Origin of the sequence: Faecalibacterium sp. Marseille-Q3530, assembly GCF_017377625.1 — a bacterium.
Lineage (GTDB): Bacteria > Bacillota > Clostridia > Oscillospirales > Ruminococcaceae > Faecalibacterium > Faecalibacterium prausnitzii_E.
The window spans coordinates 128,579-150,412 of the sequence record NZ_JAFREH010000001.1 but is presented as its reverse complement, the minus strand read 5'-3'; the positions used below and the strand labels follow the sequence as shown (position 1 = coordinate 150,412).

Below are 21,834 nucleotides of genomic sequence, written 5' to 3'. Positions count from 1 at the left end.
ACGATGGATTCCGGCCGGAAGATAGTGTATAATGAGAAAAATGTAAAATCCGGAAAGGACTTTTTCGTATGGGAATCGTAGTCATCGGCGCAGTTTTTGTGGACATCAAGGGGTATCCGCTCTCGACTTATATCCCTGGCGGACGAAACGCCGGGCGCGTGGAGCAGGTACACGGCGGTGTGAGCCGCAATGTGGCGGAAGATATCGCCAACGTGGAGCTGCGGCCCACCTTTGTGGGCCTGGTGGATGATACCGGCATGGGTCTGGACGTCATCGAGAAGCTGAACAACCACAAGGTCAACACCCGGTTCATCCAGCGTGTGCCGGATGGCATGGGCACCTGGCTGGCCATCTTCAACAACGACGGCGACGTCTGTGCAGCCATCTCCAAGCGGCCGGACACCACCCCGCTGATCGGGCTGCTGGAAGAGCAGGGAGACGAGATCTTTCGGGACTGCGACAGCATCGCGCTGGAGCTGGACCTCGAAAAGGAGACCGTCAAGCAGACGCTGCGCTACGCCAAAAAGTACGGCAAAAAGGTGTACGCGGTGGTCTCCAACATGAGCATTGCGATGGAGCGCCGGGACTTTTTGCAGCAGATCGACTGTTTTGTCTGCAATCAGCAGGAGGCCGGGCTGCTCTTCTCGGACGATTACGGCCATCTGGAACCGGAGGAGATGTGCCGGGTGCTGGCGGCCAATGTCCGGAGCGCAAACATCCCCTGCATGGTGGTCACCATGGGCGACAAGGGCGCAGTCTATGCCCAGGCGGACGGGGATTGCGGCATTGTTCCGGCCAAGAAGGTGAATGTCATCGACACCACCGGCGCGGGCGATGCGTTCTTCGCGGGCACCGTCATCGGCCTGACCTACGGCAAAACGCTGGCGGAATCCTGCGAGATCGGCAGCCGTCTGGCCGCATCGGTCATCTGCATCACCGAAAATGTCTGCCCCCGCTTCCGCCCGCTGGAATTCGGGCTGGACGTGCCGGTCGTGGATTGAAGCATGGGGATTTCTTCACCGTTGTGTCCTCTGACGGGGAACCTTCCACCGGGAAACAGCTTGAACCGGGAACAAAAATGAAAAACGGCAGAGCATCTGAAATTCAGACACTCTGCCGCTTTATTTTGGAGCAGGATACGGGACTCGAACCCGCCGCCTACTGCTTGGGAAGCAGTCGCTCTACCGGATGAGCTAACCCTGCAAGCTACCCTATTAGTTTAGCAAAGGTGAGCGGGTTTGTCAACTGTTTTTTGATTCATTTTTTCGGGGTTCTTTTTTGAACCTCTGCGGCTTTTCTTTGTCTGCAAAAAATGCTATACTAAAAAGGACAATCTGTTTTTGGAGAGAACCTGTATCATGATCTTTGTCCCATTGCTGCACTACTTCAAGTGCAAAAATTCATACAGCGGCAGCGAAGCCGGGATGCGGTATCTGCTCACGCCCGGCAAGCGCACGGTGCCTGACCCGGAAGGCGGGGAGGGGGCCGAAAAAGAGGAGGCCATCCTCACGGTGGACATCTGGCCGGACCCCTGGGCGCTGGACCAGACCGACCCCGCGCTGCGCCGCCGCGAAGTCTTCCCGCTGAGCGACGCGGGCCGCGCCGCTGCCGCGCAGTGCATGAAGGAGGCCTTTGAGGCCGAGCCGGAGCGCTGGAAGAACACCCCCTCCATCCTGGATTGCGAGCCGTGGGCACCGCCTGCGCCGGAGGAGGAAAAAGCCGAATGATCTACCGTTTGAAAGAGCAGAAGGGCGATGCCATCGCCGTGCCGCAGCTGGTGTTTTCCAAGCTGGGCATCGCGGAGGAGTATAACGTACGGGTGGCGCTGTATGTGCTGGCCACCGGCGTGACCGACCCGGAGAAGATCTGCGCAGACCTCAAGCTCCGCAGTAAGATGAGCGCCGAGAGCGCGCTGGCCTTCTGGGCCGGTGCGGGCCTGCTGGAACGCTACGAGGAGAACGCCGCACCGGGCGAGGAACCCAGCGCCCCGGCCCCCATGACCTGGGCCGAGATCGCAGCGGCCTCCCGCACCGACCCGATGATCTCCAGCCTCATTGACTGCGCACAGGCCGGGTTTGCCCGTCCGCTGACCCACAGCGAGATGGAAAAGCTCGTCAATCTGTACATCGTCGAGGGCTTTGCGCCGGAGACTGTCATGCTCTGCGTGGCCTATGTGGCCAGCCGGGGCAAGCGGACGATGGGGGCTGTGAGCCACGAGCTGAAGGTCTGGCGCGCCGAGGGCGTGGAGTCCGGCGAGCAGGCAGATGCGCACTTGCAGCTGCTGGCCCTCCGCGCCCAGCGGGAGCAGTACGTCAGCGGTCTGCTGGGCATTGCCGAAAGCGAACTGACCCTCGGCGGGCGAAAAGCCATCGCCCGCTGGTACGAGGTCTACGGTTACGACGATGCTATGGTGGAGGAAGCCGCCGTGCAGGCCGGTGCCAAGCGGGACCTGTGGTACTGGAACAGCATCCTCAAGACCTGGAACGCCAAGGGCTTGCGCACCGTCCACGATGTGCGCGGGCCGGTGGCCGGAGCGGGCGCCAGCCGGAACCTCCGGGTGGACCGTGAGACGCCCAGCGGGAACGACTTCCTCAAAAACGCTGTCCGCCGCCGCTCCCTGCGGAAACAGCCGGACGAAGCATCGCAGTAAGGAGAAATTATGCGTACCAAACGTGAACTGTATCAGGAAGCGATGCGGGCCGTCGCGCTGCGGCGTCAGACCGCGCGCGCCAACGCCGAGGATGCCCGCGCCGCAGCCGAAGCGGCTGTCCCGGCCCTCCGCCACGCCGAAGAAGAGGTGCGGGTGCGGGGTGTGCGCTGTGCGCTGGCCGGTGCCTCCGGCAAGGACCGCACCGCCGCTGCCGCCGCACTGGCCAAGGCAAAACAGGAACTGACGGCCCTGCTGGCGTCCAGCGGACGTCCCGCCGATGCGCTGGAACCGCATTTCACCTGCAAAAAATGCCAGGACACCGGCACGTTCGAGGGGCACACCTGCATCTGCGTCCACAAGCTCATGCAGAAACTCCGCCGCGAGGAGATCGAGAGCCTGTCCAGCCTGTCCATTTCCAGCTTCGATACCATGGAGCTGCGCTACTACCCGAACACCATGGACGACAAGCTGGGCGAGCCAGTCCGCAGTTACATGGGCAGTCTGCTGGCGGAGCTGCGCGCGTATGCCGAAGAGTTTGACCGCAGCAGCGAGAGCCTGATGCTGTTCGGCAATGCGGGCCTGGGCAAGACCCATGCGGCCCTTGCCATTGCGGGCATCGTGCTGGAAAAAGATTTCGATGTCATTTATGTGTCCAGCCCGGACTTTTTCTCCAAGCTGGAAGCACTGCACTTTGGCGCAGACCCCGGCGGCGAGGAAGAGACCCTGCTGCAGACCGCAGCCGGGGCCGACCTGCTCATTCTGGACGACCTGGGCACCGAGTTCAATTCCAACTTCTTCCTGAGCACCCTGTACAGTCTGCTCAACAACCGGCTGGGGGCACACCTGCCCACCATCGTCACCACCAACATCACGGACGGCGCGCTGCTGGAAAAGCTCTATACCGAAAAGATCTCCAGCCGCCTGTCGGCCTTCGTGCCCTGCCTGTTCGCCGGGCAGGATATCCGCAGCCAGAAGGCGCAGGAAGTATAAATGTTCATAAATAAGGTGTATCCTGAACAGGCTGCACCGCAGCGATAGAAAATGATCCAAAGAGATGGGGTAAACTGATATGCAGAAACGATCGCCCGCCAGGCGGATGACCTATCGGGAGTGGAAGATCCGCAAATGTCTGCGGCTGGCGCGGAACTGGGTGCTTTTTCTGGCCGCATGCGGCGGGGCCGTGGCGATGATGGCCACCGGCATCCTCTGGCTGCTGCCCAAGGCCCACGCCCTGGTCGCGGGGCCGGTGCCCTTCACGGCACGGAACTACGACAGCAGCTCCTATGTGTTCGACGCCGCCGACGACCGGCTCGTGGTGGTGAACGCCAACCTCGCGCTGGAAGAAGAGCCTGCGCCGGAGCTTGCAGTGGCCGACGACGCCACCGGCGAGCAGCTGGAGGCCGAGGCCGCTTCCGCTTACCGCAGCATGGCCGAGGCCGCGCAGGCGGACGGAGTCGAGCTGAACCTTGTGACCGGCTGGCAGGATGCGGATGCCCGCACCGCCGCCTACGAGGCCCGCCTGACCGCTTACAGCGCCGAGAACAGCCGCCTTTCGGCTGAGGAAGCCGCCGACCATACGGCCTCTTTGCAGCCTGCGGCCAGCACCAGCGAGCAGGGGACCGGCTACTGCGCCGACATCCTCTCGCCGGACTGCACCGAGAAGACGGCAGCCTTTGCCGAGACCCGCGCCTATGAGTGGCTGACGGCCTATGCCGCCGAGTACGGCTTCATCCTCCGCTGGCCGGAGGACCGCCAGAGCGCCACCGGCATGGTCTACGCCCCCTGGCACTGGCGGTATGTGGGCGTGGAGAATGCCTGCGCCATCCGGGAGTCCGGCCTTGCGCTGGAAGAGTTCCTCGCGCTGGAACGCGCAAAATCATAAATCCAAAGGAGAAACCATTGAAACGAACCGAGATCGCGCCCGGCGTCCATCTTTCGTGGGACCCGGCGCCAAAATTCAACCGCTGCCGCATCAGCCTCCATTTCGCTTTCCCGGCAAAGCGTGAGACGGCCACCGCCCACGCGCTGCTCCCGCTGGTGATGGAGCGCGGCTATGCGGACTGCCCCGATATGACCCAGATGACCAAAAAGCTGGCCCGCCTGTACGGCGCAGACCTGACCGTGGACGCCCGCCCGCTGGGCGCGAACCACAACCTCTGCGTCAGCGCCACCGGCATCAAGAACCGCTTTGCGCTGGAAGGGGAGGACCTCACCCGCGAATACGCCGCACTGGCGCTGGGCACGGCCTTTCACCCCGCCTTTTCGGGCGGCGTGTTTGACCCGGAGGCCGTGGCCATCGAGAAGCAGATGCTCCGCAAATCGCTGGAAGATGAAGTGAACGAAAAGCGCATCTACTGCCAGCGGCAGGCCAACCGGGAGTTCTTCGGGGCCAGCCCTGCCGGCATCCGGCAGGAGGGCTATCTGGAAGAGGTGGACGGCCTGACGCCGGAGACCCTGACCGCCGCCTACCGCGAAATGCTGGAGACCGCACAGATCGAACTGCTCATTCTGGGCTGCGGCGCGGCAGAGACCCAGGCCGTCACGCAGGCGCTGCTGGGAGAGCTGGCCGCGGTGGCCCGCCGCCCGGTGCCGCTGTGCGAAAATCTGGCGATGCCCCGGCAGGAGGCCGTGCGGAAGACGGAATGCTTCGACACCGTGCAGGCCAAACTCTGTATGCTCTTCACGCTGGGTGAGCCGATGCAGCCGGACCAGATGGCAGCTGTCCGGCTGGCCATGGCGCTTTATGGCGGCAGCGTCACCAGCCGCCTGTTCCTCAACGTGCGGGAGCGCGACCACCTGTGCTACTACTGCTCGTCCAGCTTCCAGAGCTTCACGGGCAGCATGGCAGTGAACAGCGGCGTGGAACACGCCGACGCCGCCCGCGCCGAGCAGGCCATCCTGAAGGAGCTGGACGATCTGCGCACCGGGCCCATCACCGAAGAGGAACTGGAAGACTGCCGTCTCTCCCTGCTGAGTGGGATGGCGGGCATCGAGGACAGTCTGGGCGGCATCGAGACCTGGTACTATATGGAGGTGCTGCGGGGCGGTGCCGTGCAGACCCCGGACGAGGCCCGTGCGGCCCTGCGCGCCGTCACCAGAGAAGACGTCCGCGCCATCCTGCGCCAGCTGACGCTGTCCGTGAGTTACCTGCTGACCAGAGAGGAGGGGCCGGCCCATGTCTGAATTGCAGAGCAAAGCCCTCGCGGAAGCGGCGGCAGACCAGTGGAAGGTGCTTCCTTCCGGGCTGACGGTCCTCGTGCGGCCCATGCCGGGCTATTCCGGCACCCATGTCATCTACGCCACCCGCTTCGGCTCCATTGACCGGGACTTCCGCCTGAACGGGCGGGAGGTGCATCTGCCCGCCGGTGTGGCGCATTTTCTGGAGCACAAGATGTTCGAGGATCAGGACGGCGACGCTTTCGCCAAGTTTGCGAAGACCGGTGCCAACGCCAATGCGTTCACCAGCTTCGACCGCACCTGCTACCTCTTCACGGCCACCCAGCAGCTGGACGAAAGTCTGGATGTGCTGTTGGGCATGGTGGGGCACCCCTATTTCACCGAACAGACCATCGCCAAGGAGCAGGGCATCATCGGGCAGGAGATCAAGATGTACGATGACAGCGCCGACTGGCGGCTCATCACCGGCCTGTGCGAGTGCCTTTACCACAGCCACCCCATCCGCAGTGACATCGCGGGCAGCTGCGAGAGCATTGCGGAGATCACCCCCGGAATGCTCTACGACTGCTGCGAGGCATTCTATGCTCCCGGCAATATGGTGCTGGCAGCAGCAGGCAATACCACCATGGAGCAGGTCCTGGCCGCCTGTGCGCGCCACGGCCTGCTGGACCCCCGCCCCGAAGAGCGGGTGCAGCGCCTTTGGGCCGACGAGCCCATGACGCTGGCGACTGCGGAAAAGCGCATCCGGATGCCGGTCTCAAAGCCCTGCTTCGGCCTCGGCTTCAAGGAAGCGCCCCTTGCACCGGACGACCTGCGCAGCGAGATGCTGTACGACCTTGTCCTCTGCTGCATCTGCGGCGGCATGTCGCCGCTCTACCGCCGGCTGTACGATTCCGGCCTGACCAATCCCGGCTTCGGCGGGGAAGTGCTGCGGGTGGACGGCTGCTGCTGCATCCTCTTCACCGGCGAGAGCGATGAGCCCGACACCGTGAAGCAGCTGCTTCTGGATGAGATCGAACAGATCCGCCGTGCAGGCATCGACCGAGAGGTCTTCACCCTCTGTAAGAACGAAAAGTACGGCCAGCTGATCGAAAATCTGGAAAATGTGGAGGACTCGGCCAGCCAGATGGCAGACTTCGCCCTCTCCGGCCAGACGGTCGCCCAGCAGATCGCAACGCTGGCGGCGCTGACCGCCGAAGACGCCGATGCTGCCTTGCAGACCATCCTGCAGCCGGGCCGGATGGCAGCGATGTACATCGACCCGGACGGCACGGCGGACCTGCCCGACACGGACGACGAAGCAGAACTGGAGGACTGACATGACGCATTTGACGAATCTGGTAGAATTTCCGGCACTGGGGCTCAGCTTTCCGCTGAACCGTGTTGCCTTTTCCATTGGCGGCATCAACATTTACTGGTACGGTGTCTGCATCGCGGTGGGCATGTGCCTGGCGCTGGTGTTCGCGTTCCGCCACGGGGTGGAGTTCGGCGTGGACGCCGACGCCATGGTGGACGTCATCCTCATCGGTGTCGTGATGGGCATCCTCTGCGCCCGGCTCTACTATGTGGCGATGGCACCCTACAATTACGATTCCCTGTGGGAGGTGCTGGCCATCCGGGACGGCGGGCTTGCCATCTACGGCGGCATCATCGGCGGCTTCCTGTTCGGCGGTCTGGCCTGCAAGTGGCGCAAAGTGCCGGTGCTGCCCATGTTCGATCTGGCCGCGATGGGCTTTCTCATCGGGCAAGGCTGCGGCCGCTGGGGCAACTTCTTCAATCAGGAAGCCTTTGGCTGCAACACCACCCTGCCCTGGGGCATGTACAGCGAGGCTACCCACGACTATCTGCTCAGCAGCGTGGTCACAGCGCCCAAAGGAGTGATCATTGACCCGAATCTGCCGGTGCATCCCACCTTTCTGTATGAGAGCATCTGGTGCTTCGTGGGGCTGTTCCTGCTGGTGCGGCACATCAAAAAGCGGAAATTTGCGGGCGACATCGCCCTGCGCTACCTCATCTGGTACGGCGCGGGCCGGTTTTGGATCGAAGCCCTCCGCACCGACAGCCTGCTGCTGGTGCCCTCCATCGGCCTGCGGGTGTCGCAGGTGGTGGCGGCTGTGGCCGTTGTGGGCGGCATCATCGCTGAGGTCCTTCTGACGAAAAAGTACAAGGGCAAGCCGCTTATGGTGCCGCTGGCCCTTACCACCGAGAACCGCGCCCTCGCTGCAAAGGCGAAAAAGGCAGACCCTGCCTTCCGGCTGGAGCCGGAAGAGTTGGCCGCGTCCAGCCCGCGCGCCCTCTTTGTGGAGCGCACCGAGGCCTACAACAAAACGGTGAAGGAGCAGCTGACCTCCGCATCCTGAAAAAACTTTGCGGGAATGCGCAAAACCTCTTGCAATCGGCTCGTTTTTCTGCTATACTATTCTAGCCGCTTGGTGTGGGCGCCGCAAATGGCCCCGTAGGGGTCTGCCTTTACGACCAGCGAGTACAACGAAAAGGAATGAAACAAATGTACGCAATCATTGTTACCGGCGGTAAGCAGTACCGCGTGGAGCAGGGCGACATCGTCTACATCGAAAAGCTGGACGTTGAAGCTGACTCCGAAGTGAAGTTTGATCAGGTTCTCGCTGTCGGCGAGGAGGGTTCGGTCAAGGTTGGCGCTCCCGTTGTTGAGGGCGCTTCCGTCTCTGCCAAGGTCATCAAGAATGGCAAGGGCAAGAAGCTGAACATCATCACCTATCGCGCAAAGAAGCACAGTGCTCGCCGCATGGGCCATCGTCAGCCCTATACCAAGGTTGAGATCACTGCGATCAACGGCTAAGGAGGAAAATTACAATGGCACATAAAAAGGGCGTAGGCAGCACCAAGAACGGCCGTGATTCTGCGGCTCAGCGTCTGGGCGCAAAGCGTGCAGATGGTCAGTTCGTTCTGGCCGGCAACATCCTTGTTCGTCAGCGTGGCACCCACATTCAGCCGGGTGAGAACGTTGGCAAGGGCAGCGATGATACCCTGTTTGCTCTGGTTGACGGCACCGTCCGCTTTGAGCGCGTGGGCAAGAGCGGCAAGAAGTGCAGCGTGAAGCAGTAACTTCTGCCTGAAAAACTGCAACCTGAAGAGCCGGACCCTTGTGGCCCGGCTCTTTTTTGAGTGATTTGAGTAAAAGCAATGACCTCTCCGGCAATGCCCTGCATTGCTGCCTGCCCGCATGAGGGCAAGGCAAAACGGAGAGGCTGATAAGGAGGGCCTGTATGGCAGCACAAACCAACTTTATCGACATCGCCACCATCTGGCTCCACGCGGGCAAGGGCGGCGACGGCGCGGTGAGCTTTCACCGCGAAAAATTCGTGGCAGCAGGCGGCCCGGACGGCGGCGACGGCGGCCGCGGCGGCGACATCATCTTTGTGGTGGACGACCACCTGACCACCCTGATGGATTTCCGCTACAAGCGCAAGTATGTGGCCCCGGAGGGCGGCAAGGGCGGCGCGAGCCTGTGCCACGGCAAAAACGCCGAGAACCTCGTCATCAAGGTGCCGCTGGGCACGGTCATCAAGGACGCCGAGAGCGGTCTTGTCATTGCCGACCTGTCCGACCACACCCCCGTCACCGTGGCAAAGGGTGGCCGCGGCGGCTACGGCAATGCACATTTTGCCACGCCGACCCGCCAGATCCCCAAGTTTGCCAAGCCCGGTGTGCCCGGTGAGGACATCCAGGTCACGCTGGAGCTGAAGCTCATCGCCGATGTGGGCCTGATCGGCTTCCCCAATGTGGGCAAGTCCACCCTCATCTCCACCATCAGCGCGGCCAAGCCGAAGATCGCCAACTACCACTTCACCACTCTGGTGCCCACGCTGGGCGTGGTATCGGTGGGCGAGGGGGCCAGCTTCGTCTGCGCCGACATCCCCGGCCTGATCGAAGGTGCCAGCGAGGGCATCGGCCTGGGCCATGACTTCCTGCGCCATGTGGAGCGCTGCCGTCTGCTGCTGCATGTGGTGGATGTTTCCGGCAGCGAGTGCCGCGACCCCATCGAGGACTTCGAGAAGATCAACGAGGAGCTGGCAAAGTTCAGCCCCGCGCTGGCCGAGCGCCCGCAGATCGTGGTGGGCAACAAGTGCGACCTGGCCACCGAGGAGCAGATCGAGACCTTCAAGAACTACGTGGAGGGTAAGGGCCTGACCTTCGTGCCCATCTCTGCCGCCACCATGCAGGGCGTGCGGGAGCTGCCGGGCCTGGTCTACAACCGCCTGAAGGATATCCCGGCCATCCCGGTCTTCACCGCAGAGTACAAGAAGCCGGAGCCCAAGGCAAACGACCGCGCCTTTACCATCCAGCGGATGGAGGCCCACGTCTGGAGCATCGACGCCCCCTGGTTGGAGTATATCCTGGCGGGCAGCAATGTGGACGACTACGAGAGCCTGCAATACTTCCAGCGCCAGCTGGGTGAGAGCGGCATCCTGGATGCCCTCGTCGAGAAGGGCGTTCAGGAAAACGACACCATCCTCATCGGCGAGTATCAGTTCGATTATATCTTCTAAAAGGAGACTTTTAACCTCTCCGTCAATGCTTCGCATTGCCAGCTTCCCTGCTAGGGGAGATGTCGCGTGAGCGACAGAGAGGTTGTAGGAAGGAAAACCTTATCTGGGAGGTATTTTATGCAGGAAGAAACCATCGACCCCCGCGAGCTCAGCCCGCTGGCACTGGCCTTTGTGGGCGACAGTGTGCTGGAACTGCTGGTGCGCACCCGTCTGGCACGGCATCACCGGCTGTCGGCAGGCAAACTGAACACCGAAAAGGTCAAGTATGTCTCGGCGCGGGCCCAGTTCCGCGAGGAGCAGCTGCTCGAACCCCTCTTCACCGAGGACGAGCTGGCTGTGTTCAAGCGGGGCCGCAACGCCAGCAAGGCCAGTGTGGCAAAACACGCTTCGCCGGAGGAATACCGGGCCTCCACCGGCTTTGAGTGCCTGCTGGGGTGGCTCTACCTCACCGGCCAGATGCCGCGCGTCGAGGAGCTGTTCGAGAAGCTGTGGGCCGATTTTGACCCGAACCAGAAGTAAAACGCGAAAGCCCGCTGCTTTCCGCACTGGAAAACAGTGCAGGGAAGGCAGCGGGCTTTTCTCTGTGAAATGGGCACTGGCACGCGAAGCGTGACGGAGAGGTTCTGGTTACTTGCCCTCGTCGTCGGCACCCTTGGTGTACTGGTTGGGGTGCTTGTGCTCGTTGGTGGCACGGTTCTCGGTGCGGTCGTCCGTGCGGTTCTCTGTGCGGTTGGAAGTGCGGTTCTGGCTCTTGCAGTTGTTGGTGCGGTTGCTGGAACGGTTTTCGGTGCGGTCGTTCATCGTCATGTCTCCTTTCGCGAGGGGGTCTGCCCCTCACACCCTTAGTCTTGCCGCCCGATGCGGCTTTATACATGGGAGGAACGTTCATGTCTACGGAATATTTTGAGCGCCGGGAGCGGGCGCTTCTGGGCGGGCGGTACGAGGCGCTGTACGCAGCACCCACCGAGAACGCAGCCCGCGGGGTGACGGTCTCGGCTCTGCGCACGACGCCGGAGACGTTTGCCGGGAAGGCCGACTTCCCGCTCCGGCCATCGCCGTTCTGCAAGGCGGGCTTCGTGGTCGAAGAGGCTGCCTTCAAACCCGGACGCCACCCATACCACCATGCGGGCGTGTTTTACTCGCAGGAGCCGTCCGCGTCCTCTGCCGCACCGCTGTTGGGCGTCCGGCCGGGGATGCGGGTCCTGGACCTGTGCGCTGCGCCCGGCGGCAAGAGCAGCCAGCTTGCTGCCGCACTGGGCGGCTGGGGCCTGCTCGTCAGCAATGAGTATGTGCCCGCCCGCGCAGAGGTGCTGAAAAGCAACCTCGAACGGATGGGCGTGGCGAATGCCGTCGTCCTCAACGAGGACACCACCCGCATCGCTGCCGCCCTGCCGGAGTTCTTCGACCGCGTCCTCGTGGATGCGCCCTGTTCCGGTGAGGGGATGTTCCGCAAGGAGGCGGTGGCCGTCACCCAGCACTGCGAAGCGCTGGTGCAGCAGTGCGCCGCGCTGGGTGCGCAGATCCTGGACAACGCCGCCGCCGTCCTCGCGCCGGGCGGGGAGATGATCTACTCCACCTGCACCTTTGCCCCCGAAGAGGATGAAGGGCAGGTGGCCGCGTTCCTGGCCCGGCACCCGGAATTTGCGCTGGCGGATGTGTTTGGCAACGTGGACTACACCTTTGGCAGCGCGGGCGAGGCCAACCGCACCGGCGGTCTGCCGCTGGATGTGAGCAAAGTGCGCCGCATCTGGCCCTGTCAGGGCGGCGAGGGCCATTTCATTGCCCGGCTGGTCAAGGCGGGCACTCCCCGTGCTTTGCCCGCACCGGGCTGTTATCCCCCCGAAGAGCAGCTCTGGCTGGCGGCTGCCGCCGAGCAAAACCGGAAGCAAAAGCCCGGTAAGGGCAAGCCTGCCCGCTCGGAGCGCGGCGATGCCCGTGCATCCCGCCGGGAAAACGCCCGCGCCCTCCGGGATGCGGTGCAGGGCAGCCGCCGCCGCGAAAGCGCCGGGGCAGGGGAGAGCGTGACGCCCGCCCAGAGCCTCGCGGCCTGGAACGCGTTCGCCCAGCAGTATTTTCCGGCCCTCGCAGACCGTCCCGCCGTGGTCCATGGCGGCGGTGTGCTGCTGCCTGCGGCCTTCCCGCAGACGGGTCTGCATGTCCTGCGCGCAGGCGTCTTTGTGGGCAATGTGCAGAAGGGCCGCTTTGTGCCCGAACACCACCTCTTCACGGCGTTCGGTGCTCAGTGCACCAACCGCGAGGAGCTGGTGCTTGCCGACCCGCGCGTGGTCGAGTATCTGTCGGGCCGGGAGATCGCCGCTGCCACCGCCGCCGACGGCTGGTGCTGTGTCACGGTGGACGGGTTCCCCCTCGGCGGCGGCAAAGTGTCGGCCGGGCGGGTCAAAAACCATTATCCCAAGGCGCTGAGGCTGCTGTAAAACAGGCGTCGGACCCTGCTTTTTTGCCGAATTTTGGCGCAAATCCCCCGGATAAGGCTTGAACGCGGTAGGGGATTGTGCTACAATAATAGAGTTAGATTTTGTGTGCTGCCACAAGCGGGCGACCACAGCCCGTCTGCCCGCAGGCGGAGATTTCGATAGAACTTTAGGAGGTTCCCATGTCTGGACATAGCAAATGGAACAACATCAAGCGCAAGAAGGAGAAGACCGACGGCGCCAAGGCAAAGGTCTTTACCAAGATCGGCCGCGAGATCAGCGTCGCCGTCCGTACCGGCGGCCCCAACCCGGCTTCCAACAGCAAGCTGGCGGATCTGATCTCCAAGGCAAAGCGCATGAGCGTGCCCAACGATAACATTCAGCGCATCATCAAGAAGGCCGAGGGCGGCGACAAGACGGAGTACGAAGCCATCACATACGAGGGCTACGGCCCCGGCGGCGTTGCTGTCATGGTCGAGACCCTGACCGACAACCGCAATCGTACCGCTGCCGATCTGCGCCACTACTTCGACAAGAACGGCGGCAACCTGGGCGCAATGGGCTGCGTGGGCTTCCTGTTCAGCCAGAAGGGCGTTATCGACATCTCTCTGGAAGACAAAGATGCCGACGAGGCCATGATGGACGCTCTGGACGCCGGTGCAGAGGACTTCGATGCAGGCGAGGATGCTGCTGAGATCACCACCGACCCGGAGAACTACTCGGCTGTGGTCAAGGCCATGGAGGAGAAGGGCTACGAGATCCTGAGCGATGACCTGGCCATGGTCCCCATGACCACCACCCGCCTGACCGACCCCGATCAGCTCAAGCTCATGGGCAAGCTGCTCGATGCTCTGGAGGACAACGATGATGTCCAGAACGTCTGGCACAGCCTGGAGAACGAAGAGGACCTGCCGGAATAAGCTCCCGCAAGGCTCTTTGCTCCTGAAATAAGACGTTACAAAGCCGCTTTTTGTGCTGTTTGGCACAAAAGGCGGCTTTTGCTGTATGGCGGGAGCGCGCAAAACCGCTGGCTTGCTGTGACAGACGGGCAGCGGAAAAAGAGAAAAAACGGTCCTCGGCCCGCACGGCCCTTTTGCTGCGGGCCAAGATGTGTTATAATAACAGAAAAGCACATCCGAAGGAGGCCTTTCCATGACCATCATCTGCCCTTACTGCTTGTCCGAGTTGAGCGAGCGCGCGGCGGCCTGCCCGCAGTGCGGCGGGCGCTTTGAGGGCCGCAACCCGGTGGGTACGCTGCCGGTGGGCACGGTATTGGGCGGGCGGTATACCGTCGGCGAGATCGAACAGGTGGACGGCGAAGGCATCCTGTACCGGGGCGCAGAGAACCATGGGCGCTTCCGGGTGACCATCAAGGAGTATCTGCCCCTGACGCTGGCGGCAGAGCGCGGCACGGATGCAACCCTGCGGCCCAAACTGGGCAGCGAGGTGCTGTTCAAGACCACCCGGATGGATTTTGCGGACCTGTACCGCTCCATCCAGCGCATCACGCCCGCCAACGGCCTGGAAGCCGTGCTGGATGTGTTCGAGGAGAACAACACGGTCTATGCCGTGATGGAAAATCCCGGCGGGGTGCCGCTGGGCCGCTGGCTGGAGACGCATCCCGGCCGGGTGTCGCCGGAGCAGGTCTGCGCGATGCTGCAGCCGGTGTTTGACGGCGTGGCGGCGATGCACCAGGTGGGTCTGGTGCATCGGGGCATCTGCCCGGAGAACATCCGGGTGCTGGAAAATGGTCGCGCCCGGCTGACGGGCTACGCTACGGTCGGCCTGCGCACAGCGGGCAGCGGCCTGCATGAGCAGCTGTACGAGGGCTACTCGGCCCCGGAACAGTATTCGACCACCGAGTTTGAGGGCCGTTACACCGACGAATACAGTCTGGCTGCGGTGGTCTACCGGATGGTCTGCGGGCAAAGCCCGGTCCCGGCAGCGCAGCGGCTGGTGTCGGATTCGAACCCGCGCGCCCGCACGCTGGAGCCGTCGGTGCCGGAGTACCTCTCCGAGGTGCTCTGGCTGGGCCTGAAGCTGAAGCCGGTGGAGCGCATCCAGACCGTGCCCCAGCTGTTCAAGGCGCTGACCTCGCGGGAGTATACCGAGGAGCTGACCCGCAGCCTGCCGCGCCCTGCACCCCGGCAGCTGACCCAGCCGGACGAGGAGCAAAAGCAGCACATGCTCAGCCTGCGGAACCTGCTGGCGGCCATCCTCGTCCTTCTGGCCATCCTCATCCTGCTGATGCTGTGGGGGATGGTCTCGCAGGGGCTGCACACGGCCACACCGCCTGCGGCGTCCTCGTCGGTGTCGGCACCGGAAAGCACGGAGCTGGAAGAACCCGTCACGCTGGCGCCGAACTTTGTCGGGATGGATTACGATGCACAGGTGCGGAACAATCACAACTATGTGGGCGACTATCTCTTCTACGTGACGATGGAATACAGTGACACGGTGGAGAAGGGGAAGATCATCCGGCAGGAGCCGGAGGCGGGTGACGTCATCGAAAAGGGCGGCACCGTGAGCCTGGTGGTCAGCAAGGGGCCGCAGCTGGTGCAGATGCCCGATGTGATCGGGTTCACGCAGGAAGGGGCCGTCAGCGAGCTGGAGAGCCGGGGCCTGACGCCCAGCTGCTTCATGGTGGTCAACGATGGCTCCTATGCGGCGGGCTGCGTCGTCTCGTGCAGTGTGGACGCAGGCACCTCGGTCGAGGTAGGCAGCGTCATCACCGTGTATATCGCGGCGGACCCCAGTGTGGAGATCACCGCCGAACCGCCCGCTGCGTCGGATTCCAACAGCGAGAGCAGCGCCTCTTCGGGGGAAACACCGGCAGACGACACCCAATAGGATACGGACTGAAACAAAACAGCAGAAGCGGGAGCCTCGTGGGAGGCTCCCGCTTCTGCTTGTTTAGGATAGGAAAAGAGGATGGCTTGGTTCAGGGGGTCACAGGTTGGTGTAACCCATGAGGTAGCGGTCTACCTCGGCGGCGCAGTCGCGGCCCTCGCGCAGACCCCAGACCACAAGGCTCTGGCCCCGGCGCATATCGCCGCAGGCGAAGACCTTTTCCACATTGGTGCGGAAGTGGTCGGTGTCCACACAGCCGCGGCCCGTCAGGCTGACGCCGAAGGCATCGGCTACGTAGTTCTCGCAGCCCACGAAACCGGCGGCGATGAACGCCAGCTGGCAGTCGTAGGTGAACTCCTCGCCGGTGGGCACCATGCTGGTGCGGCCAGTCTCCGGGTCACGCTCCGGCTTCAGATAGGAGATGACCGCGCCGGTCAGGTTGCCGGCGTCGTCGGTCAAAAACTCTTTCACGGTGGTCTGGTAGACGCGGGGGTCCTTGCCGAACTTGGCGAGGCACTCGGTCTGGCCATAGTCTACCTTGAGCACCTTCGGCCACTCCGGCCAGGGGTTGGAGGCGGCCCGCTCTTTCGGGGGCTGCGGCATCATCTCCAGAGCCACCAGGTCGGTGCAGCCCTGCCGCAGGGCCGTGCCCTGGCAGTCGTTGCCGGTGTCGCCGCCGCCGATAACCAGCACATTCTTGCCTGCCGCATTGATGGCCCGGCCGTCGGCAAACTGGCTGTCCAGCAGGCTCTTGGTCACGCTGGTGAGGTAATCGACCGCGAAGTGGACGCCGTTGGCGTTCCGGCCGGGGACATTCAGGTCACGGGCCTTTTTGGCACCGCAGCAGAGGATGACAGCGTCGTAGCGGTTCAGGATGTCTTCTGCGGCCACCGCCCCGCCGATGTCCATGTTGGTGCGGAACTCGACGCCCTCGGCCTGCATGATCTTGATGCGGCGCTCGATGACGGATTTGTCCAGCTTCATGTTGGGGATGCCGTACATCAGCAGGCCGCCCACCCGGTCGGCGCGCTCAAACACCGTGACGGCGTGGCCCCGGATGTTCAGATACTCGGCCACCGACAGGCCGGACGGGCCGCTGCCGATGACGGCCACGCTCTTGCCGGTACGGGCCGGGGGCGGGGCGGCATGGAGCCAGCCCTTGGCGTAGCCGGTCTCCACGATGGCGTGTTCGTTCTCGCGGACGGTGACGCTGCTGCCGGTCACATCGCCGCAGGTGCAGGCGGCCTCGCACAAAGCGGGGCAGACCCGGCTCGTGAACTCCGGGAAGCGGTTGGTGGCGCGCAGGCGGTGGAGCGCCAGCTCCCATTTGCCCTGATACACCAGGTCGTTCCACTCCGGGATGAGGTTGTTCAGCGGGCAGCCGGAAGCCATGCCGCCGATCATCATACCGGCCTGACAGAAGGGGACACCGCAGTCCATGCAGCGTGCCGCCTGGGTCTGCTGCTCCTCGCGTGAGAGCCAGATGTGAAATTCGTTGAAGTTTTCGATGCGCTCCAGCGGCGGAACGTCCGAGCTGGTCTTGCGCTTATAATCCATAAATCCAGTGGTCTTGCCCATAACAGTTCCCCCTCCTTACTTCTTCTTCTGCACAGCGTAGAATGCTTCGATCTGTGCCTGTTCGCCGTCGAGGCCGCGCTCCTCCATGGAAGCGATGACCCGCAGCATCCGGTCGTAATCGTAGGGGAGGACTTTCTTGAACTTGGGCAGATACTCGCTGAAGTTGTCCAGGATCTCTTTGCCGCGCGGGGAGCTGGTGGCTTCCACATGCTCGCGGATCAGCTCCTTCAGGGTGGCAACATCGTACTTATGTTCCACGGGTTCGAGGCTGACCGTCTCTTTGTTCACCCGCTGGTAGAAGTCCCAGTTCTCATCCAGCACGTAGGCGATGCCGCCAGTCATGCCGGCTGCAAAGTTCTTGCCGGTCTGGCCCAGCACGACGACGGTGCCGCCGGTCATGTACTCGCAGCCGTGGTCGCCGACGCCCTCCACAACGGCCGTTGCGCCGGAGTTGCGGACGCAGAAGCGCTCACCGGCCACGCCGGAGACGAAGGCCTTGCCGCTGGTGGCACCATACAGGGCGACGTTGCCGGTGATGATGTTCTCCTCCGGCTTGTAGGTGATGCCCTCCGGCGGGCGCACGATGATCTTGCCGCCGGACAGGCCCTTGCCCATATAGTCGTTGCAGTCGCCGGTCAGCTTCAGGGTCAGGCCCCTGGGGATGAACGCGCCGAAGCTCTGGCCGCCCGCACCGGTGCAGTTGGCGGTGTAGACGTCATCGGACAGGGAATCGCCATACTTGCGGGTGATCTCGCTGCCGAAGATGGCACCGAACGCACGGTCGGTGTTGGAAACATCCAGCGTGACGCTCTGGGGCGTTTTGCTGCTGAGCTTGAACTTCTTCATCAGCACCTTCATGTCGAGGGTGTTTTCGAGATGGAAGTCGTAGGTGTCCGCCGGGACGAAGTGCACGTTGCTGTTGGCAATGGCCGGGTTGTGCAGGATGCAGTCCAGGTTCATCTTGGCCGTGCGGCTGCCGGGGACGCTGGGCTTGACGTGGAGCAGGTCGGTGCGGCCCACCAGTTCGTCGATGGTGCGGACGCCGAGCTTGGCCATGTACTCCCGCAGCTCTTGGGCCACGAAGGTCAGATAGTTGATGATGTATTCGGGCTTGCCCCGGAAGTGCTTGCGCAGTTCGGGGTTCTGGGTGCAGATGCCCATGGGGCAGGTGTCCAGATTGCAGACGCGCATCATGACGCAGCCCTCGCACATCAGCAGGGTGGTGCCGAAGCCGAACTCCTCTGCGCCCAGCATACAGCTGATGGCGACATCGCGGCCGGAGAGCAGCTTGGAGTCGCTCTCGATGCGGACACGGCTGCGCAGACCGTTCAGAATCAGGGTCTGGTGGGTCTCGGCGATGCCCAGCTCCCAGGGCAGACCGGCGTTCTTGATGGAGGTGCGGGGGGCGGCACCGGTGCCGCCGTCGTAGCCGGAGACCAGGATGACCTGTGCGCCGCCTTTGGCAACACCGGCGGCAATGGTGCCGACACCGGCCTCGCTGACCAGCTTCACGTTGATGTTGGCGTGACGGTTGGCGTTCTTCAGGTCATAGATCAGCTCAGCCAGATCCTCGATGGAGTAGATGTCGTGGTGGGGCGGGGGAGAGATGAGGCCCACACCGGTGGTGCTGTGGCGGGTCTTGGCGATCCAGGGATACACCTTGGCACCGGGCAGATTGCCGCCTTCGCCAGGCTTTGCACCCTGCGCCAGCTTGATCTGGATCTCCTCGGCAGAGACGAGGTATTTGCTCGTGACGCCGAAGCGGGCAGAGGCCACCTGCTTGATCTTGGAATTGCTCTCGCTGTGGTAGCGGCCTTCGGGTTCACCGCCCTCGCCGGTGTTGCTGCGGCCGCCCAGGCGGTTCAGCGCGATGGCAATGGTCTCGTGGGCCTCGCTGCTCAGAGCGCCGTAGCTCATGGCCGCGGCCTTGAACCGCTTGACGATGGACGACACCGGCTCGACCTCCTCGATGGGCACGCCGCCGTTGGGGTCGTAGTTGAAATCGAGCAGGCTGCGCAGATGCATACCCTCCTCGCCCATGTTATCCACCGTGCGGGTGAAGTCCTTGAAGGCCTTATAGTCGTTGGTCCAGCAGGCTTTCTGGAACAGGTGGATGGTCTGCGGGTTGAACAGATGCTCTTCCTTGCCGCTGCGGAACTTGTGGGCACCGCCGTCGGAAAGCTCCATGTTGATGTCCAGCCCCAGCGGGTCGAAGGCCGCGTTGTGCTGGGCCTCGACGTCGGCCTGGATGTCTTCCAGACCGATGCCGCCCACACGGCTGACCGTACCGGTGAAGTATTTGTCGATGACATCCTTCGAGATGCCGACTGCCTCAAAGATCTGGCTGCTCTGGTAGCTCTGGATGGTGGAGATGCCCATCTTGGAGGCAATCTTCACGATGCCGTTCAGGATGGCCTTGTTGTAGTCATCCACGGCAGCGTAGTAGTCCTTGTCGAGCAGGCCCTGGTCGATGAGCTGGCCGATGGTCTCGTGGGCCAGATACGGGTTGACGGCGCAGGCACCGTAGCCCAGCAGGGTGGCAAAGTGGTGCACCTCGTGCGGCTCAGCGCTTTCCAGAATGAGGGCCAGCGCGGTGCTCTTCTTGGTGCGGATGAGATACTGCGAGACGGCCGACACGGCCAGCAGGCTGGGGATGGAGACATGGTATTCGTCGATGTCCCGGTCGGACAGGATGATGATGTTGGCACCGTCCTTATATGCGCGGTCTACTTCCAGGAAGACGCGGTCGATGGCCTTTTCCAGGCTGGTATTCTTGTAGTAGTTGATGGAAACGGTCGCGACCTTGAAGCCCGGCACGTTCATGTATTTGATCTTGAGCAGGTCGGTAGAGGTCAGAATGGGGTTGTGGACCTTGAGCACCTTGCAGTTTTCGGGCTTGTCTTCCAGCAGGTTGCCATGGGCACCCACGTAGACGCTGGTGGAGGTGACGACTTTCTCCCGGATGGCGTCGATGGGCGGGTTGGTCACCTGCGCGAACCGCTGCTTGAAGTAGTTGAACAGCGGCGGGTGCTGGCCGCTCAGCACGGCCAGCGGGGTGTCGGTGCCCATTGCGCCGGAAGGCTCTGCGCCCAGCCGGGCCATGGGGAGGATGAGGTCCTTGACCTCTTCGTACTTGTAACCGAACACCTTTTGCAGGCGGGTCAGCTCCTCGTCGGTGTAGCTGGGCACCTTGATGTTGGGGATCTTCAGGCTCTTGAGCTGGACCAGATTGCGGTCGATCCACTCGCCGTAGGGCTCGCGGCTGGCGTAGTATTCCTTCAGCTTCTCGTCATCGACGACCTCGCCCTTGACGGTATCCACCAGCAGCATCTTGCCGGGGCGCAGGCGGTCTTTCTTCTCGATGTCGGCGGGGTCGCAGGGGAGGACGCCCACCTCAGAAGAAAGGATCATCCGGCCGTCCTTGGTGATGTAGTAGCGGCTGGGGCGCAGGCCGTTGCGGTCCAGCACGGCGCCCACGACATCGCCATCCGAGAAGAGGATGGCAGCGGGGCCGTCCCACGGCTCCAGCATGGTGGCGTAATACTGGTAGAAATCGCGCTTTTTCTGGCTGATGTGCTTGTTGTTTTCCCACGGCTCCGGGATGGTGATCATCACGGCCAGGGGCAGGTCCATGCCGTTCATCACCATGAACTCCAGCGCGTTGTCCAGCATGGCGGAGTCGGAGCCGGAGGTGTTGATGATCGGCAGGATCTTGTTCATATCCTCCTGCATGATGGGGCTGGCGATAGACTCCTCACGGGCCAGCATCGCGTCGGTGTTGCCCTTGATGGTGTTGATCTCGCCGTTGTGCAGGATAAAGCGGTTCGGGTGGGCGCGCATCCAGCTGGGGTTCGTGTTGGTGGAGAAACGGCTGTGCACCATGCCGATGGCGGATTCATAGTCTTCGTCCTGCAAATCGAGGTAGAACAGGCGCAGATCGTGGACCAGGAACATGCCTTTGTACACGATGGTGCGGCTGGACAGGCTGGGCACATAGGTGCCGTTGCTGGCCTGCTCGAACACGCGGCGGACGATGTAGAGCTTGCGGTCAAAGTCGATGCCCTTGCTCACCTTGGCGGGCTTCTTGATGAAGCACTGCCAGATGGCGGGCATACAGTCGCGGGCTTTCTGGCCCACGGCGTCGGGGTTCACGGGAACCTCGCGCCAGGCGAGGAACTCCAGCCCCTCCTTGCGGGTGACGAGCTCGAACAGCTTCATGGCCTGAGCGCGCAGGTGCTCGTTCTGCGGGAAGAAGAACATGCCAACGCCATATTCGCGCTCGTTGCCGAGGCTGACGTTCATCTCTTCGGCGACTTTGGAGAAGAACTTGTGGCTGATCTGCAGCATGATGCCCACGCCGTCGCCGGTCTTGCCCTCAGCGTCCTTGCCGGCGCGGTGCTCCAGCCGCTCGACGATGGACAGCGCATCGCTGACGGTCTGGTGGCTCTTGCGGCCCTTGATGTCCACCACAGCGCCGATGCCGCAGGCGTCGTGCTCAAACTGGGGGTCATACAGGCCGAGGGGCGTGGAGTTTTCCGTATAATGTTCCATTGCCTTTCCCATCCTTGTCGTAAAATCAAAATCCTCACCACTGCGGCACATTCCGCAGCGTCTGACA

General features: G+C 62.8%; 18 protein-coding genes and 1 tRNA gene. 15 read left to right on the top strand and 4 right to left on the bottom strand.

Translation table 11 applies throughout. The features are described 5' to 3' along the window. The first annotated feature begins 68 nt into the window (after window positions 1-68). Window positions 69-1,001, top strand: coding sequence for a carbohydrate kinase family protein (locus tag J3350_RS00695; RefSeq protein WP_207685356.1), 933 nt, complete (start codon window positions 69-71; stop codon window positions 999-1,001). Between the two features lie 126 nt (window positions 1,002-1,127). Here the strand turns inward: J3350_RS00695 and J3350_RS00690 are convergent. Then, a tRNA-Gly gene (locus J3350_RS00690) sits at window positions 1,128-1,203 on the bottom strand. A 155-nt stretch (window positions 1,204-1,358) separates the two neighbouring features. Between J3350_RS00690 and J3350_RS00685 the strand changes: the two genes are divergently transcribed. From J3350_RS00685 to J3350_RS00635, 11 genes are all read left to right on the top strand, one after another. Then, window positions 1,359-1,727, top strand: coding sequence for a hypothetical protein (locus J3350_RS00685; protein WP_207685355.1), 369 nt, complete (start codon window positions 1,359-1,361; stop codon window positions 1,725-1,727). Next, window positions 1,724-2,650, top strand: a complete 927-nt coding sequence (locus J3350_RS00680) for a DnaD domain-containing protein (protein ID WP_097792038.1) — start codon at window positions 1,724-1,726, stop codon at window positions 2,648-2,650. The genes J3350_RS00685 and J3350_RS00680 overlap by 4 nt, the downstream gene beginning before the upstream one ends. A 9-nt stretch (window positions 2,651-2,659) precedes the next feature. Then, a complete protein-coding gene (locus J3350_RS00675) occupies window positions 2,660-3,640 on the top strand; it encodes an ATP-binding protein (RefSeq protein ID WP_207685354.1) in 981 nt (326 codons plus the stop codon). Between the two features lie 79 nt (window positions 3,641-3,719). After that, a complete protein-coding gene (locus J3350_RS00670; protein WP_207685353.1) occupies window positions 3,720-4,532 on the top strand; it encodes a D-alanyl-D-alanine carboxypeptidase family protein in 813 nt (270 codons plus the stop codon). Between the two features lie 17 nt (window positions 4,533-4,549). Beyond that, window positions 4,550-5,833 carry a pitrilysin family protein gene (locus J3350_RS00665; protein ID WP_207685352.1) on the top strand — a complete coding sequence of 428 codons (1,284 nt, stop codon included), beginning with the start codon at window positions 4,550-4,552 and terminating at the stop codon, window positions 5,831-5,833. Then, entirely contained in the window at window positions 5,826-7,145 is a 1,320-nt protein-coding gene (yfmH, locus tag J3350_RS00660) for an EF-P 5-aminopentanol modification-associated protein YfmH (RefSeq protein ID WP_207685351.1), read from the top strand. Before J3350_RS00665 ends, yfmH begins: the two co-directional genes overlap by 8 nt. A gap of 10 nt (window positions 7,146-7,155) precedes the next feature. Next, entirely contained in the window at window positions 7,156-8,187 is a 1,032-nt protein-coding gene (gene lgt, locus J3350_RS00655) for a prolipoprotein diacylglyceryl transferase (RefSeq protein ID WP_207685632.1), read from the top strand. Between the two features lie 146 nt (window positions 8,188-8,333). Further along, on the top strand, window positions 8,334-8,645 hold the full coding sequence (rplU, locus tag J3350_RS00650) for a 50S ribosomal protein L21 (RefSeq protein WP_179859485.1): 312 nt from the start codon (window positions 8,334-8,336) through the stop codon (window positions 8,643-8,645). 14 nt (window positions 8,646-8,659) lie between these two features. After that, on the top strand, window positions 8,660-8,911 hold the full coding sequence (gene rpmA, locus J3350_RS00645) for a 50S ribosomal protein L27 (protein ID WP_055187699.1): 252 nt from the start codon (window positions 8,660-8,662) through the stop codon (window positions 8,909-8,911). A 161-nt stretch (window positions 8,912-9,072) separates the two neighbouring features. After that, window positions 9,073-10,356: a GTPase ObgE gene (gene obgE / locus J3350_RS00640; protein WP_097792044.1), complete on the top strand. Its 1,284-nt coding sequence runs from the start codon at window positions 9,073-9,075 to the stop codon at window positions 10,354-10,356. Between the two features lie 117 nt (window positions 10,357-10,473). Continuing rightward, complete coding sequence (locus J3350_RS00635) at window positions 10,474-10,875, top strand: Mini-ribonuclease 3 (protein ID WP_207685350.1); 402 nt, start codon at window positions 10,474-10,476, stop codon at window positions 10,873-10,875. Between the two features lie 108 nt (window positions 10,876-10,983). On the opposite strand, the gene J3350_RS00630 is transcribed toward J3350_RS00635, so the two are convergent. Then, window positions 10,984-11,157, bottom strand: coding sequence for a hypothetical protein (locus J3350_RS00630; protein WP_187116972.1), 174 nt, complete (start codon window positions 11,155-11,157; stop codon window positions 10,984-10,986). Window positions 11,158-11,243: 86 nt separating this feature from the next. Between J3350_RS00630 and J3350_RS00625 the strand changes: the two genes are divergently transcribed. The 3 genes from J3350_RS00625 to J3350_RS00615 all read left to right on the top strand — a co-directional run bounded on the left by J3350_RS00625 (window position 11,244) and on the right by J3350_RS00615 (window position 15,638). Further along, complete coding sequence (locus J3350_RS00625) at window positions 11,244-12,791, top strand: RsmB/NOP family class I SAM-dependent RNA methyltransferase (protein ID WP_207685349.1); 1,548 nt, start codon at window positions 11,244-11,246, stop codon at window positions 12,789-12,791. A gap of 179 nt (window positions 12,792-12,970) precedes the next feature. After that, the gene (locus J3350_RS00620; RefSeq protein WP_097792047.1) at window positions 12,971-13,708 is read left to right on the top strand and encodes a YebC/PmpR family DNA-binding transcriptional regulator; all 738 of its coding nucleotides are present in this window, start codon (window positions 12,971-12,973) and stop codon (window positions 13,706-13,708) included. 232 nt (window positions 13,709-13,940) lie between these two features. Then, entirely contained in the window at window positions 13,941-15,638 is a 1,698-nt protein-coding gene (locus tag J3350_RS00615; RefSeq protein WP_207685348.1) for a PASTA domain-containing protein, read from the top strand. A 99-nt stretch (window positions 15,639-15,737) separates the two neighbouring features. On the opposite strand, the gene J3350_RS00610 is transcribed toward J3350_RS00615, so the two are convergent. Together J3350_RS00610 and gltB are read right to left on the bottom strand one after the other, a co-directional pair. After that, complete coding sequence (locus J3350_RS00610; RefSeq protein WP_207685347.1) at window positions 15,738-17,216, bottom strand: glutamate synthase subunit beta; 1,479 nt, start codon at window positions 17,214-17,216, stop codon at window positions 15,738-15,740. Between the two features lie 15 nt (window positions 17,217-17,231). Then, entirely contained in the window at window positions 17,232-21,767 is a 4,536-nt protein-coding gene (gltB, locus tag J3350_RS00605) for a glutamate synthase large subunit (protein WP_207685346.1), read from the bottom strand. Between the last annotated feature and the right edge of the window lie 67 nt (window positions 21,768-21,834).

Bases quoted from the DNA above. Each gene is read 5' to 3' on its own strand.
- gltB (WP_207685346.1), bottom strand. From the start codon at position 21,767: ATGGAACATTATACGGAAAACTCCACGCCCCTCGGCCTGTATGACCCC.
- J3350_RS00630 (WP_187116972.1), bottom strand. From the start codon at position 11,157: ATGAACGACCGCACCGAAAACCGTTCCAGCAACCGCACCAACAACTGC.
- J3350_RS00625 (WP_207685349.1), top strand. From the start codon at position 11,244: ATGTCTACGGAATATTTTGAGCGCCGGGAGCGGGCGCTTCTGGGCGGG.
- J3350_RS00685 (WP_207685355.1), top strand. From the start codon at position 1,359: ATGATCTTTGTCCCATTGCTGCACTACTTCAAGTGCAAAAATTCATAC.
- rpmA (WP_055187699.1), top strand. From the start codon at position 8,660: ATGGCACATAAAAAGGGCGTAGGCAGCACCAAGAACGGCCGTGATTCT.
- J3350_RS00680 (WP_097792038.1), top strand. From the start codon at position 1,724: ATGATCTACCGTTTGAAAGAGCAGAAGGGCGATGCCATCGCCGTGCCG.
- J3350_RS00635 (WP_207685350.1), top strand. From the start codon at position 10,474: ATGCAGGAAGAAACCATCGACCCCCGCGAGCTCAGCCCGCTGGCACTG.
- obgE (WP_097792044.1), top strand. From the start codon at position 9,073: ATGGCAGCACAAACCAACTTTATCGACATCGCCACCATCTGGCTCCAC.
- rplU (WP_179859485.1), top strand. From the start codon at position 8,334: ATGTACGCAATCATTGTTACCGGCGGTAAGCAGTACCGCGTGGAGCAG.
- J3350_RS00695 (WP_207685356.1), top strand. From the start codon at position 69: ATGGGAATCGTAGTCATCGGCGCAGTTTTTGTGGACATCAAGGGGTAT.
- J3350_RS00670 (WP_207685353.1), top strand. From the start codon at position 3,720: ATGCAGAAACGATCGCCCGCCAGGCGGATGACCTATCGGGAGTGGAAG.
- J3350_RS00620 (WP_097792047.1), top strand. From the start codon at position 12,971: ATGTCTGGACATAGCAAATGGAACAACATCAAGCGCAAGAAGGAGAAG.
- J3350_RS00675 (WP_207685354.1), top strand. From the start codon at position 2,660: ATGCGTACCAAACGTGAACTGTATCAGGAAGCGATGCGGGCCGTCGCG.
- J3350_RS00610 (WP_207685347.1), bottom strand. From the start codon at position 17,216: ATGGGCAAGACCACTGGATTTATGGATTATAAGCGCAAGACCAGCTCG.
- J3350_RS00615 (WP_207685348.1), top strand. From the start codon at position 13,941: ATGACCATCATCTGCCCTTACTGCTTGTCCGAGTTGAGCGAGCGCGCG.
- yfmH (WP_207685351.1), top strand. From the start codon at position 5,826: ATGTCTGAATTGCAGAGCAAAGCCCTCGCGGAAGCGGCGGCAGACCAG.